Here is a 14,815-nt window from a genome sequence, read left to right as displayed (position 1 = left end):
CGTCCCTCTTGCCGCCGCCGCGTCACGCCCGTTGCCAGATGCCCTTGCCCGGCAGCCGGTCGCGGTCATGGGCGCGCTCGAAATCCAGCGCCGGCCCCTTCGGCACGATCAGCGTCGGGTTGATCGCCGGGTTGGTGTAGTAACCGGCCTTGATGGCGTCGATCCGCACCGTGTCGCGGATGCCCGGCCACTGGTACAGCTCGCGCAGATAGGCCGACAGGTTCGGATACTCCTCGATCCGCCGCAGGTTGCACTTGAAGGCGCCGTGATAGGCGGCGTCGAAGCGGACCAGCGTCACGAACAGGCGCCAGTCGGCCTCGGTCAGATGCACCCCGGCCAGATAGCGGCTGGCCGACAGATGCGCCTCCAGCCGGTCGAGCGTGGCGAACAGCCCGTCGAACGCCTCGTCGTAGCTCGCCTGCGACTTGGCGAAGCCGCAACGGTAGACGCCGTTGTTGACGCTGTCATAGACGATCCCGTTCCAGCGGTCGATCTCCGGCCGCAGCGGCTCGGGATAGAGGTCCAGCCGGTTTCCGGTCAGGCCGTCGAAGGCGCCGTTGAGGATGCGGATGATGTCGGCCGACTCGTTGTTGACGATGCGGCCCTCCTGCCGGTCCCACAGCACCGGCACCGACACCTTGCCGGTATAGGTCGGGGCGCTCGCGGTGTAGAGGCGGTGATGATGGCGGAAACGGCCGACGCGCGGGCCGCCGTCCTGCTCCTCGTCATAGACCCAGCCATCCTCGCCCAGGATCGGCCCGGCCACCGACAGGCCGACCACCCCCTCCAGCCCCTTCAGCACGCGGAAGATCAGCGTGCGCGAGGCCCAGGGGCAGAGATAGGAGACATAGAGGTGATAGCGCCCGGCCGCCGCCGGCAGGGTGAGGGTGCCTTCGGCGTCCCTGGCGGCATCGGGCGCGCCGTCCGGCGTGATCCAGCCGCGGAAGCGGGTCGGTTCGCGGTGGAAGGCGCCGCCCTTGATCTCGCCGGCCGCTATGTCGCCCTTCACCCAGACACCATTCACAAGCTGCGGCATCGCGGTCTCTCCTCTGTCCATGGGGGCGGATAGGCGAAGGGGCCGGCGAACCGGCCCCTCCAATCCACAACAGCGGAACGCCGTCGGCGATCAGGACTTGACCGCTTCGATCTCGATCAGCAGTTGGATGTCGTCGCCGATGGCCGGGGCGCCGTACTTCATGCCGAAGTCGGTGCGCTTGACCGTGCCGCGGGCGGAGAAGCCGGCGGTCTCCAGCTTGCTGGCCGGGCTGACGCCGTCCTTGTTGAAGGTGATGTCGAGCACGACCGGCTTGGTGACGCCCAGCATGGTCAGGTCGCCATGCAGCTTGCCGGTCTTCTCGCCGGTCTTCTCGATCTTGGTGCTCTTGAAGGTCAGCTTCGGGAACTCCTTCGCGTTGAAGAAGTCCGGCGAGCGCAGATGCTCGTCACGCTTGGCGTGGTTGGTGTCGACGCTGGTGGTGTCGATGGTGACGGTGACCACGCTCTTCTCGACGGCGTCCTTGTCGAAGGTGATGTCGCCGCCGACCGTGTTGAAGCGGCCGATCACGTTGGAGAAGCCGACATGGTTGACGATGAAGGCCACCGCCGTGTGCGCCGGGTCGATCTTGTAATTGACCGGGGCGGCGAAGGCCGGGGCGACGGTGCCGACGGCGGTCGCGGCGAACAGGACGGCGGCGAACAGGGTCTTCTTCATGAACTCAACTCCGGAAACAGGATTGAATGATTAGGATGAGGGGGATCAGTAGGGCGACGCTTCGCCGCCGCTCAGCGCGTAGGCGGCGCCGATGGCGACCAGCGCCGGAAGGACCGCGACCACCGTGACGGCGGCCGCCGAGGCGGCGCGGCCGATCAGGCCGTCGCCCAGGGGGATGAGGCGGGGGATGAAGCGGCCGGCACGGCCGGCGAGCAGGGCGGGCAGGGCCAGCAGCAGCACCGCCGCCTGGGTCTGGGTGAACAGGGCCAGCACGGCGGCCAGCAGCAGGGCGATGCCGGTGGCGACCTGACCCGACAGGCCCCAGCCATGGCGTTCCACCGGCCAGTTCCACAGCAGGAAGGCGCCGGCCGAGGCCGTCAGCGCCAGCGCCATCTGGGCGATGGAGGCCGACGAGCCGATCAGCGCGGTGCCGCCGACCGCCAGCGCCAGCGCCAGCAGCGTGGCGGCCGGCGCGGTCGGGCGCCCGCCCGTCTCGGAGGAATTGCCGAAAGCGACCCACAGCGCCGCCCCCAGCAGGACCAGCAGGCTGATCACCGCCACGGCGGAGTCGAGGGCGGGCAGGGCGATCCACAGCAGCGAACCGGCCAGCCAGACCGCCAGCGCCAACGCGGCGGCCCGGCTGCGGACACCCGCCAGATCGGCGAGCACGCCGAGCAGCAGCCCGATGGCCGAGGACCAGAACAGCTTGCCCATGCTCGACGGCGGCGGCAGAGCCGGCAGGCCGATCACCATCGCGAAGACGACCAGGAACCCAGCGGCGATCCCGGCCGAGGCCAGCGACCGCCGCAGCAGATGCAGCAGGCCGACGAGGATCAGGCCGACCACAAGGGGCAGCACGCTGGATTGGACGAAGGGATCTTGGAGCAGCTCGGACATGCGGACGGCCGGTCTTCAATGGGATGGCGCGGGTGGCGCCTGGGGATGGCGCAGGTTGCGCTTGGGCCAGGACCCTAGCCTGTGCTCTGATGAGCGCAAATTCGGGAGATTTGCAAAAAGCGTCTGCACGGATGAGCGGGAATAAATGATAAGTGGCAGCAACTGGGATGATCTTCGCTACCTGCTGGCGGTGGCGCGGCATGGCTCGCTGTCGGCGGCGGCCCGCGCGCTGGGGGTGAACCACAGCACGGTGCTGCGGCGGGTGACGGCGCTGGAACAGGCGATGGGCGCCCGGCTGTTCGACAAGCTGCCGGGCGGCTATGTGCTGACCACGGCCGGCGACGAGATGCAGCGGGTGGCGCAGAAGATGGAGGAGGATCTGGCCGCCGCGAACCGGCTGCTGTCGGGCAGCGACACCCGGATCAGCGGCAGCCTGCGCGTCACCACCCTCGACATCCTGACCCTCTATATCCTGCCGCGCCACATCGCCGCCTTCCGCCGGCGCCATCCCGATCTGAGGATCGATCTGGTGGCGGCGGAGGCGTCGCTCAGCCTGACCCGGCGGGAGGCCGACGTGGCGATCCGCGCCACCACCAGCCCGCCGGAGAATCTGGTGGGCCGCGCCGTGTCCGGGCTCGCCTTCGCCGCCTACGGCGCCGTCGCCTATCTGGAGCGGACGGGTGATATCGGCGGGCTGGAGCGCCATCCCTGGGTCGGGCTGGACGAGTCTTTCGCCCACACCAACCTCGCCCATTGGACGGAGCGGACGGTGCCGGCGGCCTCGGTGCGCTACCGGGTCAACTCGGTGGCGGGCGCGGTGGAGGCGGTGCGGGCCGGCATCGGCCTTGGCCTGCTGCCCTGCGGGGTGGTGGACGGCGACCCCGCCTTCCGCCGCATCGGCGATCCCATACCGGAGGCCGACACCAAGCTGTGGCTGCTGACCCACGAGGATTTGCGCCATATGGGCCGTGTCCGCGCCTTCCTCGACTTCATGGCCGAGGCGCTGACCCGCGACCGCGACCTGCTGGAGGGACGCCGCCCCGGCCTGATCCCCCTCTCCCTCCCAATCCCCCTCTCCCCCCCGCCGTAAGCCCGGCTTACGGCGGGGGGGAGAGGGGATACCATCGCCACTCACAACAGCGGTGTGTCCCAAAAGCCCGCGCCAGCGCCGCCACATACTGACGTACGCACCTGAAAGTCTGCGTCCGATGATAAGCCCAACGGCCAGACGGATCGGCCAAAAGACAGGGCATAGGCCGCCATCCAAGTTTTGAGTTGCGCACCTCAAAATGCCGGAATATGTTCGTGGCATGAATAATCAACTCAGCGACGCACCTCTGACCCTGCGCGACGTGGCGGCCGCCGCCGGCGTCAGCCTCGCGACGGCCGACCGGGTCGTCAACGGGCGGCCCGGCGTCAGCGCCAAGACCGCGCTGAAGGTGCATGAGGCCGTGCAGCGGCTGGGTTTCCGCCCGCTGGCGGCGGCGGCGGAGCTGGCGCGGTCGCGCTCCTGGCGCTTCGCCGTGCTGCTGCCCAGCGGCGGCAACCGCTTCATGATGGACATCGCCGACACCATCCGCGCCCAGGCCGACTGGTTCCGCGCCCGGCGGATCGCGGTGGAGATCGTCGAGACCGACGTGTTCGACGCCGACCGGCTGGCGGCGGAGCTGGCCGGGCTGCCGGGGCGCTTCGACGCGGTGGCGCTGGTGGCGCTCGACCATCCGCGCATCCGGGCGGCCATCGACGATCTGGTCGAAGGCGGCATGGCGGTGGTGACGCTGGTGTCGGATGCCCCGTCGTCGCGGCGCCAGCATTATGTCGGCATCGACAACATCGCCGCCGGCCGCACCGCCGGATCGCTGGTCGGCCGCTTCCTCGGTCCGCCGCGCGCCGGGGAAGCCGGCATGGTGGCACAAGGGGGGGCCGTCGGCATCGTCACCGGGTCGGGCAGCCTGCGCGACCATGCCGAACGCCGCTTCGGCTTCGGACAGGTGCTGGCGGAGGAATATCCCCATCTGACCCGGCTGACCCCGGTGGAGGGGCGCGACGACCCCGACCGCAACCGCGATCTGGTCCGCCGCATGCTGGCCGACACCCCCGATCTGGTGGCGATCTACAACACCGGCGAGGGTTCGGTCGGCATCGGCGAGGCGCTGGCCGAGGCCGGGCTCGCCCGCAGGATCCTCTGCGTCGGGCACGAACTGACGCCCGCCACCCGCCGCATGCTGCTCGACGGCACCTTCGCCGCCCTGGTCGCCCAGGATCCGGGGCACGAGGTGCGCTCGATGGCGCGGGTGCTCCATGCCCTGGTCGCGGGCCAGGAGATCGTCGCGGCGCAGGAGCATATCCGGGTCCAGGTCATCCTGCGCGACAACCTGCCCTGACGGGCGGGGGAGCGGCGGGCACGGCCACTCACTCCAACCCGCCCCGGCCTGCGGTTCGGGGCATGACACGAAAGTCGACCGTCATGTTTCTCGGGATCGACATCGGCACATCGAGCGTCAAGGCGGTGCTGACCGACGCCGACGGGGCCGTCGCCGCCGTCGCGTCGCGCCCCTGCACCGTCTTCCGTCCCCACCCGCTATGGTCGGAGCAGGAGCCGGAGGAGTGGGTTTCCGCCGCCATCGCCGCGGTGGACGAGCTGGCCGAACGCCAGCCCATGGCTCTCGCCGCCGTGCTCGGCGTCGGCTTTTCCGGCCAGATGCATGGCGCGGTGCTGCTGGGCCGCGACAACCGGGTGTTGCGCCCCGCCATCCTGTGGAACGACGGCCGCTCCCACCGCCAGTGCGCGACGCTGGAGGAGACGCTGCCGACGCTGCGCGCCATCAGCGGCAACATCGCCATGCCCGGCTTCACCGCGCCCAAGCTGCTGTGGGTGGCGGAGGAGGAGCCGGAGATCTTCGCGGCGCTGGCCAAGGTGCTGCTGCCCAAGGCCTATGTCCGCTGGCGCCTCACCGGCGCCATGGTGGAGGAGATGTCGGACGCGTCGGGCACGCTGTGGCTCGACGTCGGCCGGCGCCGCTGGTCCGACGATCTGCTCGCCGCCACCCGGATGACCGGCGCCCACATGCCCGATCTGGCCGAGGGCTCCGACGCCGTCGCCCAGCTTTCGCCCGATCTGGCCCGCCGCTGGGGCATGCGGACCCAGCCGCTGGTGGCGGGCGGGGCGGGGGATTGCGCCGCCAGCGCCGTCGGGCTCGGCGCCATCACGCCGGGCGATGGCTTCCTCAGCCTCGGCACCTCCGGCGTGCTGTGGCGCACCACCGACCGCTTCCTGCCCAACCCGGCGATGGCGGTCCATGCCTTCTGCCATGCGCTGCCCGGTGTCTGGCACCAGATGGGCGTCATGCTGTCCTCGGCCGCCTCGCTCGCCTGGGCCGCCCACACCCTCGGCGCGGCGGAGGCGGAGCTGCTGGCCCCGCTCGGCGATGCCGTCGCCGGACCGTCGCCGGTCGCCTTCCTGCCCTACCTGTCGGGCGAGCGCACCCCCCACAATGACGCCACCGTGCGCGGCCTGTTCGCCGGCCTGTCGGCGGAGACCACGCGCGACGCGATGGTCCAGGCGGTGCTGGAGGGCGTCGCCTTCGCCGCCCGCGACAATCTCGTCGCGCTGGGGGAGGGCGCCCCGACGGCGTTCGACCTTGCCGGCGGCGGCTCCCGCTCGCGGCTGTGGGCGCGGATCTGCGCCGACGTGCTGGGCGTCACCATCCACCGCATCGAGGATGGCGAGGTCGGGGCGGCTCTCGGCGCCGCCCATCTCGGCCGCATGGCGGCGACCGGGGAACCGCCGGCCACCGTCTGCCGCAAGCCCCGCCGTCTGGAAAGCTTCACCCCCGATCCGGCCCGCGCCGACGCGTACAGCCAGGCCTGGCTGCGCTGGCGCCGGCTCTACCCCCTTGCCAAGGAGTTCGCGTCGTGAGCACCGCCTCTTTCTTCGGCGACCTGTCCCCGGTCACCTATCGCGGGCCGGACAGCCGCGACCCGCTGTCCTACCGCTGGTACGACAAGGACCGCCTGGTGCTGGGCAAGCGGATGGAGGACCATCTGCGGCTTGCCGCCTGCTACTGGCACAGCTTCTGCTGGCCGGGCGGCGACCCCTTCGGCGGCGAGACCTTCCTGCGCCCGTGGATGCGGCCGGGACTCGACCCGATGGCGGCGGCCGGCGCCAAGGCCGATGTCGCCTTCGAGATGTTCCGCCTGCTCGACATCCCCTTCTTCTGCTTCCACGACCTCGACGCAGCACCGGAAGGCCCGACGCTGGCCGAGAGCGTCGACAATCTGAAGGCGGTCACCGAGCTGTTCGCCGCCAAGATGGAGACCGCCAAGGTCCGGCTGCTGTGGGGCACCGCCAACCTGTTCTCCAACCGCCGCTACATGGCCGGGGCGGCGACCAACCCGGACCCGGACGTCTTCCTCTACGCCTGCGGGCAGGTGCGCGCGGCGCTGGAGGCGACCCATGCGCTGGGCGGCGCCAACTATGTCATGTGGGGCGGACGCGAGGGCTATGAGACGCTGCTGAACACCGACCTGAAGCGGGAGCTCGACCAGATGGGCCGCTTCCTGGCGATGGTGGTGGAGCACAAGCACAGGATCGGCTTCAAGGGCCCGATCCTGATCGAGCCGAAGCCGCGCGAACCGACCAAGCACCAGTATGATTTCGACGTCGCCACCGTCTACGGCTTCCTGGAGCGCTACGACCTGCTGGCCGACGTGCGGGTGAACATCGAGCAGAACCACGCCATCCTCGCCGGCCACAGCTTCCAGCACGAGGTGGCGCTGGCGCTGGCGCTCGGCATCTTCGGCTCGCTCGACATGAACCGCGGCGACGCGCTGCTGGGCTGGGACACCGACCAGTTCGCCAACGACATCGGCGAGCTGACGGTGGTGATGCACGACATCCTGAAGGGCGGCGGCTTCACCACCGGCGGCCTGAATTTCGACGCCAAGATCCGCCGCCAGTCGCTCGACCCCGCCGACCTGCTGCACGGCCACATCGGCGGCATCGACAGCTGCGCCCGCGCCCTGCTGCAAGCCGCCCAGATGCTGGAGGACGGCGCCCTGGCCAAGCCGCTGGCCGAGCGCTACGCCGGCTGGGACGGCGCCGAGGGCCAGGCGATCCTGTCCGGCAAGCGCGATCTCGCCACGCTGGCCGAACGGGCGCTGACCTCGGGCCTCAACCCCCAGCCGCGCTCCGGCCGGCAGGAATATCTGGAGAACGTCGTCAACCGCTATGTCTGAACGGGATCGCATCAAGTGCCCCCTCCCGAGACGGGAGAGGGAAGTGATGCCGCCCGCCTCTGCTTTCGTCGCTCAACAAGGCCGCCATACCCGGACGGCCACATAAGGAGGAAACTCGATGAAGCACCGCCTCGTCGCCACCATCAAGGGCACCGCCGCCGGCCTGTTCCTGACGCTGACCGCCACCACCGCCATGACCTCGACGGCGGCACTGGCCGCCGGCGCCACCGTCGGCGTGTCCTGGTCCAACTTCCAGGAGGAGCGCTGGAAGACCGACGAGGCGGCGATCAAGGCCGTCATCGAGAAGGCCGGCGGCAAATACCTGTCGGCCGACGCCCAATCCTCCCCGGCCAAGCAGCTGTCGGACATCGAATCGCTGATCTCGCGCGGCGCCCAGGCGCTGATCATCCTGGCCCAGGACAGCGACGCCATCCGCCCGGCAGTGGAGAAGGCGGCGGCCGAGGGCATTCCCGTCGTCGGCTATGACCGGCTGATCGAGATCCCGTCGGCCTTCTACATCACCTTCGACAACAAGGAGGTCGGCCGCCTCCAGGCGCGCAGCGTCTTCGCGCTGAAGCCGAAGGGCAACTACGCCTTCATCAAGGGCAGCTCCACCGATCCCAACGCCGACTTCCTGTTCGCCGGCCAGATGGAGGTGCTGAAGGCCGCCATCGACCGCGGCGACGTCAAGAATGTCGGCGAGGCCTATACCGACAAGTGGCTGCCGGCCATCGCCCAGCAGAACATGGAACAGATCCTGACCAAGAACGCCAACAAGGTCGATGCCGTGGTCGCGTCGAACGACGGCACCGCCGGCGGCGCGGTGGCGGCGCTGGCGGCGCAGGGTCTGGCCGGGACGGTTCCGGTGTCGGGCCAGGACGGCGACAAGGCGGCGCTCAACCGCATAGCGCTCGGCACCCAGACGGTGTCGGTGTGGAAGGACGCGCGTGAACTCGGCCGCCGCGCCGCCGAGATCGCCATGGATCTCGCCGGCGGCAAGAAGATGACCGACATCGCCGGCGCCACCAGCTTCGACGGCGGGCCGAAGAAGCAGAAGATGACCTCGCTGTTCCTCACCCCGATCGCCATCACCAAGGACAATCTGAACCTCGTCGTCGACGCCGGCTGGGTCACCAAGGACGTGGTGTGCCAGGGCGTGAAGCCCGGCAGCGTCAAGGCCTGCGACTGATGGCGGAACCGTCCACCACCCTGTCCCCGGCGTCCCCCTCCCCGGAGGCGCCGGCCGGACGGCGGGCCGGCATCGGCGACGCCCTGCGCGCGCTGGAGCTGGACACCCGCATGGTCGGGATGATCGGGGCGCTGGCCGTCGTCTGGATCGGCTTCGACATCCTGACCGGCGGCGCCTTCCTGACCCCGCGCAACCTGTGGAACCTGTCGGTGCAGACCGCGTCCGTCGCCGTGATGGCGACGGGCATGGTGCTGGTCATCGTCACCCGCAACATCGACCTGTCGGTCGGCTCGATCCTGGGCTTCACCGGCATGGTGGTGGGCGTGCTCCAGGCCCGCATCCTGCCGGAGATCTGGGGGTTCGACCATCCGCTGACCTGGGTGGTGGCGGTCATGGCGGCGGTCGCCGTCGGCGGGGCGGTGGGGGCGCTGCAAGGCGCCATCATCGCCTATCTCGGCGTGTCGTCCTTCATCGTCACGCTGGGCGGGCTGCTGGTCTGGCGCGGTGCCGCCTGGTGGGTGACGACCGGCCAGACGGTGGCGCCGATGGACGGGCTGTTCAAGCGGCTGGGCGGCGGCTTCGACGGCGCCATCGGCGCCGGGCCGAGCTGGCTGGTCGGCATCGCCGCCGTCCTGCTGTCGGTCGCCGCCATCCTGGCGACGCGGCGGCGCAGGGCCGGCTTCGGCTTTCCCGTCCGGCCGCTGTGGGCGGAGGGGGTGGTGATCCTGCTGGTCGCCGCCGCCATCGTCGGCTCCGTGCTGGTGGTGAACGCCTATCCGCTCCCCGTCCCGGTGGTCCGCCGGATGATGGAGGCCCAGGGGCTGGCCACCGACGGCGCGCCGCCCTTCGTCGCCCACGGCTTCGCCATCCCGGTGCTGATCGCGCTGGCGGTCGGGGTCGGGGTGACCTTCCTGTCGCGGCGCACCCGCTTCGGCCGCTATGTCTTCGCCATCGGCGGCAATCCCGAGGCGGCCGAGCTGTCGGGCATCAACACGCGCCGCGTGATGGTGATGGTGTTCGGGCTGATGGGGGCGCTGTGCGGCCTGTCCGCCTGCATCGCCACCGCCCGGCTGAACGCCGCCACCAACGCCAACGGCACGCTGGACGAGCTGTATGTCATCGCCGCGGCAATCATCGGCGGCACCTCGATGGCCGGCGGCGTCGGCACCATCCTCGGCGCGATGCTGGGCGCCATGGTGATGCAGTCGCTGCAATCCGGCATGGTGCTGCTGGGGGTGGACGCGCCGATGCAGAACATCGTCGTCGGCATCGTGCTGGTCGCCGCGGTCTATGTCGACACGCTTTACCGCAGGGGGTTGAAATGACCGCTCTTGCAACGGCAGTCCCGCAATCGGCGACCGCCCCCCTGGTGGAGATGCGCGACGTCTCCATCGCCTTCGGCGGCATCAAGGCGGTGGACGGCGTCAGCATCGACCTCCATCCCGGCGAGGTGGTCGGGCTGCTCGGCCACAATGGCGCGGGCAAATCGACGCTGATCAAGATCCTGTCCGGCGCCTATGCCGCCGACCATGGCGAGATCCGGGTGAATGGCGAGCCGGTGCAGATCTCCAGCCCGCGCGACGCCAAGCGCTGCGGCATCGAGACGATCTACCAGACGCTGGCGCTGGCCGACAATGTCGACGCCGCCGCCAACATCTTCCTGGGCCGCGAGAAGCTGACCCCCTGGGGCACGCTGGACGACCACGCGATGGAGGCGGAGGCGCGCAAGGTGATGGGCCGGCTGAACCCGCATTTCCGCCGCTTCAAGGAACCGGTCAAGGCGCTGTCCGGCGGCCAGCGCCAGTCGGTCGCCATCGCCCGCGCCATCCATTTCGACGCCCGCGTCCTGATCATGGACGAGCCGACCGCGGCGCTGGGCCCGGCCGAGACGCGGCAGGTGGGCGAGCTGGTGAAGCAGCTCAAGCAGGAGGGGATCGGCATCTTCCTGATCTCCCACGACATCCACGACGTGTTCGATCTGGCCGACCGCCTCCATGTGATGAAGAACGGCAAGCTGGTCGGCACCGCCCGCGTCACCGACGTGACCAAGGACGAGGTGCTGGGGATGATCATCCTCGGCAAATGCCCGCCGGGCGCCATTCCCGGACCGGGCGCCGCCGTCTGAGGCGGCTGACGGGCGGCGGGCCTCACCCCTCGCCCTGGCCGCCGCGCGTGCCCAACAGGGTGCCGCGGCGGCGGCGCACGTCCACGCTCTGGCCGGGGGTGATGGGCAGGAACTCGCGCGGGCGATCCTCGCCGCCGGCGATGGCGCGGTAGGTCGCGGCGTTCGCCTCCTGCACGTCGTTGCCGCGCCGTACCTGATCGAGGAATTTCCGGCTCGGCATCATGATGTATTCGATGTCGTTGATGCGCCGGCCATCCTTCGACACCGTCTTCTCGACATGGTCGAGGATGCCCTCCTCGACCAGGGAATCGACGGCCAAGGTCACGGTGCGCAGCGTGTCGCGCCGCCGGCTCCACTCGTTCATGCCGCTGTTGTTGATGATGTCGTCGGCCGACAGCGTCATCGGCGGCACGCTGTCGGCGCCCTCGGGCGGGCGGCCGAGGTCGAGGTCGCCATAGTCGATCGACAGCCGGTTGTAGAGCCAGCGCGCCACCGGGCTCTTCAGCCGCATGATCCATTGGTAGGAGATCGGCTTGAATTCCAGATTGCGGATGGCCGAGGCGACCAGCGCGTTGAATTCCAGATAGGTGTCGTTCTCGTCCTCCTCGCCGCCCTCGCCGGTGCGCGGACGGATGTAGAGGGTGGGGAAGACCGAGGATTCCAGCACCGGCCGCGCCGATTTGCGGCCGTTCTCCGGCACCTTGCTGATGATCATGCGGGTTCGCGCCAGGATCTCCAGCGCTTCCCTGATCTCCGCCGTGTCCATGGTGCGGTTGACCGCGCGCAGCTCCCGCCGGATCTCGTACAGCGAGAAATGGACGCGGACCCGGTCCTGCTTGTCGCCCATCAGCGACAGGCGCGAGCGGTCCATGGCGAGGCGGCGCACCACCTGCTCGACGATCTGCTCGCGCTCCGACGGGAACACCTCATACTCGACCATGCGCTTGTCGGCCGGATCCTCGCCGGGGCCGGGCTTGGCCGGGCGGTAGATGCGGGCGGGCTGCAAGGTCAGGGTGAACAGGGCGTCCTTGAAAGGGAACTCCTTGTGGACCGACTGGACGAACGCGTTGGCGGCCGGCAGCTCCGGCTCGGTCCCGCGGCCCTTCGACACGAACACGAATCGCGGCGCGGTGTCGTAAAGCGCGATCATATGGGACTGACTGCGATCCTCCATCTCGAACAGAGTCAGCTGGACCGCGTTCGCCTTGCTCATGGCACATCCCTCCTCACCCAAAGGGCACGATAGGGCTTGGCGTCGGGGAGAGGCAACGGGCGGCGACGACTCCCGGCCCAGCCCTGTGTCCCGTTTGGCCGCGCTTGTGTCGGAAATGCCCGCGCCTGTGTCCCGAATGCCCGCGCTTCGCCCGCCCGCCCCCGGACAGGCGCGGTCCAAGGCCGTCCGCCGGGGCGGATCGCCGCGAATCGCGGAACGATCCGGTGAAACGCGAGCATTCGGGACAGGGACTCGGGCACCGCCAGCCCCCGCCACCATCCCGCCAAGCGCGGGCAAAGGGGACAGATCCGACGGCGGCGCGCTTTCAAACGCGGGCATTCGGGACACAGGGAAGCCCGGCCAAGCGGCCAAACGCGGGCAAAGGGGACAGGGTCGGCGGGGAAGGCTTGGCCTCGGCCGTCTTCCGCGCCACGCTTCGCCGTCCGGATGGCGGTCCCCTCGGGCGGTACACGCGCAACCGCGGGCAAGCGGGACAGCCTGATCCGCCGCGGGCGGCGCGGCAGTCCCGAAAAGCGCGGGCAAACGGGATCGAATCCGATTCGCGGGCCTGACGCGGGCAAAGGGGACACAAGCGCGACCAGGAGCGACACAGGCGCGGGCCGACGGGACACAACCGCGCGTCAATGGGACACACCCGACTCGGTCGCTTTTGCCCGCGATTCGACGGCCGCCGCAACCGGCGGAATCCTTCGCGCAAGCGTGCCGGCCCGATCCAGGCCGGCTTCACAGCCTCGCGGAGTTCTCCCATGACCATGGCGCCAGCGGCAAATCCGCCAGATCCCCATCCCCCCAGCGCCCATCCCCCCAGCGCCCATCCCCTTGATGCCAGACGCTGGGGGCGGATTCCCGCCTGGTGGCTGGACCATCCCGGCCTGGAGGCCGACGGTTTCGCCGTCCTGGCGGCGCTCGCCACCTTCGCCGACGAGGACGGGCTGTGCTGGCCGTCGCAATCGACGCTGGCCGCCAAGCTGAAACGGTCGCGCCCCACCATCAACCGCATCATCCAGGGTTTGAGCGACATCGGTCTGGTCGGCGTCGAACACCGTCGCGGCCGCGACGGCGCCCGCCTGTCCTGCCTCTACCGCCTGCGCTTCACCCCGCTGGACGGCGTCGCGGAACCGGCCGGGGAAACCCGCGGGAATTCCATCACCACCGGCCCTGTTCCGGCGGCCGACAGGGATGACTCGCCGACACACATCCCCTGTCCGCAGGCGAGTCAGGAACAGGTCCAATTCAAACAGATTCCTGACTCGCTCGCACCGGGCGAGCGGGCATGCGGGCAGCCGCATGAACCGGCCCGGACGGTACCGGAGGACTGGATGCCGACCACGGCGGATCTGGCCTGGGCCAAGGCGCGCCATGCCGACATCGACCTCGGCCGCCATGTCGAGGGCTTCATCCTGCGCTGCCAGGCCCATGGCTACCGCTATCGCGACATCTCCTCGGCATGGCGGGCCTGGCTGACGCAGGACGCCGCCGCCGGCAAGGCCCCGATGGTCCGCGATCATGCCGCGACCACCGCTTTCCACCCGGATGCCCGCCCGGCCTCCCGGCCCTCCGGCGGGGCCGAGCAGCGTCTTGGCGCCTGGAGCGCGGCGGCGGCCGAACTGCGCCGGCGTGCCAGCCCCGCGCCGGCTTGGTCGTGAAGAGGAAACAGATGACCGCGAGAACCAGGGGCGCCACCATCACCCCCCTCCAGCGTTCGCTTGCCACCGCCTCCCTGGCGACGGCCTTCGATCCGAACCAGCCCGCTCCCCAGCGCCGGATCCGTCTGGCCGCCGCCCTGCCGCCGGTGCTTCAGCAGCTTCTGGCGCAGGGCCGGATCGACCGCCGTCCGCGCTTCGGCGATAACGGTTTCGATGGCATGATCGAGCAGTGGACGCCACCGGACGGCATCACCCAGGCCCAGGCGGCGCTCGCCCGGCAGAGTCTGGAGGATCTGCATGCCAGCGTGCTGCTTCCGGCCGACAGCGACCATCTGCTGGGGCGCGTCCTCACCCTGCTCAGCCATTTCCCGGCCAAGGGCCTGTCGCCGGAGATCGAGCGGATGATGGCGCTCGACTGGGCCGAGGATCTGGGCGAATACCCCGCCTGGGTGATCGACGCCGCCGCCCGTCACTGGCGCCGCAGCCGCAAATGGCGCCCCTCCATCGCCGAGATGCGGGCGCTGTGCGAGGAGCTGTGCGCGCCGGAACGCGGCTTGGCGGACCGGCTGGGCGCGCTCGCGGCGGCGGCTCCGCCCGAATTCCACGCCACGGAATCCCACGCCACGGATCCGCGGTCGCTGACGGCCGGAGCGTTGCGCCGCATGGGGTGAGGCCCGCCATGGCCGCCGCCAATGGAGTGCCACCGCCGGAGGGCTCGGCCGATCGCCAGCCTTGACCAACGGTTGTACTCAACTACTCTGTAGCCAGAGGAGTG

The 14,815-nt window shown here is 70.1% G+C and carries 13 protein-coding genes; 9 read left to right on the top strand and 4 right to left on the bottom strand.

The genetic code is table 11. The annotated features are described in order from the left end of the window. Positions 1-22: 22 nt before the first annotated feature. The 3 genes from AZL_RS21410 to AZL_RS21400 form a co-directional block, all read right to left on the bottom strand. Complete coding sequence (locus AZL_RS21410; protein ID WP_012976549.1) at positions 23-1,036, bottom strand: glutathione S-transferase family protein; 1,014 nt, start codon at positions 1,034-1,036, stop codon at positions 23-25. A gap of 90 nt (positions 1,037-1,126) precedes the next feature. Beyond that, the gene (locus AZL_RS21405) at positions 1,127-1,711 is read right to left on the bottom strand and encodes a YceI family protein (protein WP_012976548.1); all 585 of its coding nucleotides are present in this window, start codon (positions 1,709-1,711) and stop codon (positions 1,127-1,129) included. Positions 1,712-1,756: 45 nt separating this feature from the next. After that, entirely contained in the window at positions 1,757-2,608 is an 852-nt protein-coding gene (locus tag AZL_RS21400; RefSeq protein ID WP_012976547.1) for a hypothetical protein, read from the bottom strand. 145 nt (positions 2,609-2,753) lie between these two features. Here AZL_RS21400 and AZL_RS21395 point away from each other — a divergent pair, with 145 nt between their 5' ends. The 7 genes from AZL_RS21395 to AZL_RS21365 all read left to right on the top strand — a co-directional run bounded on the left by AZL_RS21395 (position 2,754) and on the right by AZL_RS21365 (position 11,160). Continuing rightward, positions 2,754-3,698, top strand: coding sequence for a LysR family transcriptional regulator (locus AZL_RS21395; RefSeq protein ID WP_012976546.1), 945 nt, complete (start codon positions 2,754-2,756; stop codon positions 3,696-3,698). A gap of 220 nt (positions 3,699-3,918) precedes the next feature. Next, positions 3,919-4,992 carry a LacI family DNA-binding transcriptional regulator gene (locus AZL_RS21390; RefSeq protein WP_012976545.1) on the top strand — a complete coding sequence of 358 codons (1,074 nt, stop codon included), beginning with the start codon at positions 3,919-3,921 and terminating at the stop codon, positions 4,990-4,992. 83 nt (positions 4,993-5,075) lie between these two features. Continuing rightward, a complete protein-coding gene (xylB, locus tag AZL_RS21385) occupies positions 5,076-6,527 on the top strand; it encodes a xylulokinase (protein ID WP_012976544.1) in 1,452 nt (483 codons plus the stop codon). Further along, positions 6,524-7,846: a xylose isomerase gene (gene xylA / locus AZL_RS21380; RefSeq protein ID WP_012976543.1), complete on the top strand. Its 1,323-nt coding sequence runs from the start codon at positions 6,524-6,526 to the stop codon at positions 7,844-7,846. Before xylB ends, xylA begins: the two co-directional genes overlap by 4 nt. Positions 7,847-8,039: 193 nt before the next feature. Then, a complete protein-coding gene (gene xylF, locus AZL_RS21375) occupies positions 8,040-9,035 on the top strand; it encodes a D-xylose ABC transporter substrate-binding protein (RefSeq protein ID WP_042445238.1) in 996 nt (331 codons plus the stop codon). Beyond that, positions 9,035-10,360 (top strand): sugar ABC transporter permease, encoded by a 1,326-nt coding sequence (locus AZL_RS21370; protein WP_012976541.1) that lies wholly within the window; start codon positions 9,035-9,037, stop codon positions 10,358-10,360. Before xylF ends, AZL_RS21370 begins: the two co-directional genes overlap by 1 nt. Further along, positions 10,357-11,160 (top strand): ATP-binding cassette domain-containing protein, encoded by an 804-nt coding sequence (locus AZL_RS21365; RefSeq protein ID WP_012976540.1) that lies wholly within the window; start codon positions 10,357-10,359, stop codon positions 11,158-11,160. Before AZL_RS21370 ends, AZL_RS21365 begins: the two co-directional genes overlap by 4 nt. Positions 11,161-11,182: 22 nt before the next feature. Here AZL_RS21365 and AZL_RS21360 read toward each other — a convergent pair whose 3' ends face one another. Then, positions 11,183-12,373, bottom strand: a complete 1,191-nt coding sequence (locus tag AZL_RS21360) for a hypothetical protein (RefSeq protein ID WP_042444946.1) — start codon at positions 12,371-12,373, stop codon at positions 11,183-11,185. A gap of 767 nt (positions 12,374-13,140) precedes the next feature. On the opposite strand from AZL_RS21360, the gene AZL_RS21355 reads away from it, so the two are divergent. Continuing rightward, positions 13,141-14,040, top strand: a complete 900-nt coding sequence (locus AZL_RS21355; RefSeq protein ID WP_247894446.1) for a helix-turn-helix domain-containing protein — start codon at positions 13,141-13,143, stop codon at positions 14,038-14,040. Positions 14,041-14,051: 11 nt separating this feature from the next. After that, the gene (locus tag AZL_RS21350; protein ID WP_012976537.1) at positions 14,052-14,711 is read left to right on the top strand and encodes a hypothetical protein; all 660 of its coding nucleotides are present in this window, start codon (positions 14,052-14,054) and stop codon (positions 14,709-14,711) included. Positions 14,712-14,815: the final 104 nt, after the last annotated feature.

Origin of the sequence: Azospirillum sp. B510, assembly GCF_000010725.1 — a bacterium.
Taxonomy (GTDB): domain Bacteria; phylum Pseudomonadota; class Alphaproteobacteria; order Azospirillales; family Azospirillaceae; genus Azospirillum; species Azospirillum lipoferum_B.
The sequence above is the reverse complement of the archived record's forward strand: the minus strand, read 5'-3'. Positions and strand labels throughout refer to the sequence as shown.

Coding starts and splice junctions, on each gene's coding strand:
- AZL_RS21365 (WP_012976540.1), top strand. CDS start 10,357: ATGACCGCTCTTGCAACGGCAGTCCCGCAATCGGCGACCGCCCCCCTG.
- xylF (WP_042445238.1), top strand. CDS start 8,040: ATGACCTCGACGGCGGCACTGGCCGCCGGCGCCACCGTCGGCGTGTCC.
- AZL_RS21360 (WP_042444946.1), bottom strand. CDS start 12,373: ATGAGCAAGGCGAACGCGGTCCAGCTGACTCTGTTCGAGATGGAGGAT.
- AZL_RS21390 (WP_012976545.1), top strand. CDS start 3,919: ATGAATAATCAACTCAGCGACGCACCTCTGACCCTGCGCGACGTGGCG.
- xylB (WP_012976544.1), top strand. CDS start 5,076: ATGTTTCTCGGGATCGACATCGGCACATCGAGCGTCAAGGCGGTGCTG.
- AZL_RS21395 (WP_012976546.1), top strand. CDS start 2,754: ATGATAAGTGGCAGCAACTGGGATGATCTTCGCTACCTGCTGGCGGTG.
- AZL_RS21350 (WP_012976537.1), top strand. CDS start 14,052: ATGACCGCGAGAACCAGGGGCGCCACCATCACCCCCCTCCAGCGTTCG.
- AZL_RS21370 (WP_012976541.1), top strand. CDS start 9,035: ATGGCGGAACCGTCCACCACCCTGTCCCCGGCGTCCCCCTCCCCGGAG.
- AZL_RS21400 (WP_012976547.1), bottom strand. CDS start 2,608: ATGTCCGAGCTGCTCCAAGATCCCTTCGTCCAATCCAGCGTGCTGCCC.
- AZL_RS21405 (WP_012976548.1), bottom strand. CDS start 1,711: ATGAAGAAGACCCTGTTCGCCGCCGTCCTGTTCGCCGCGACCGCCGTC.
- AZL_RS21355 (WP_247894446.1), top strand. CDS start 13,141: ATGACCATGGCGCCAGCGGCAAATCCGCCAGATCCCCATCCCCCCAGC.
- AZL_RS21410 (WP_012976549.1), bottom strand. CDS start 1,036: ATGCCGCAGCTTGTGAATGGTGTCTGGGTGAAGGGCGACATAGCGGCC.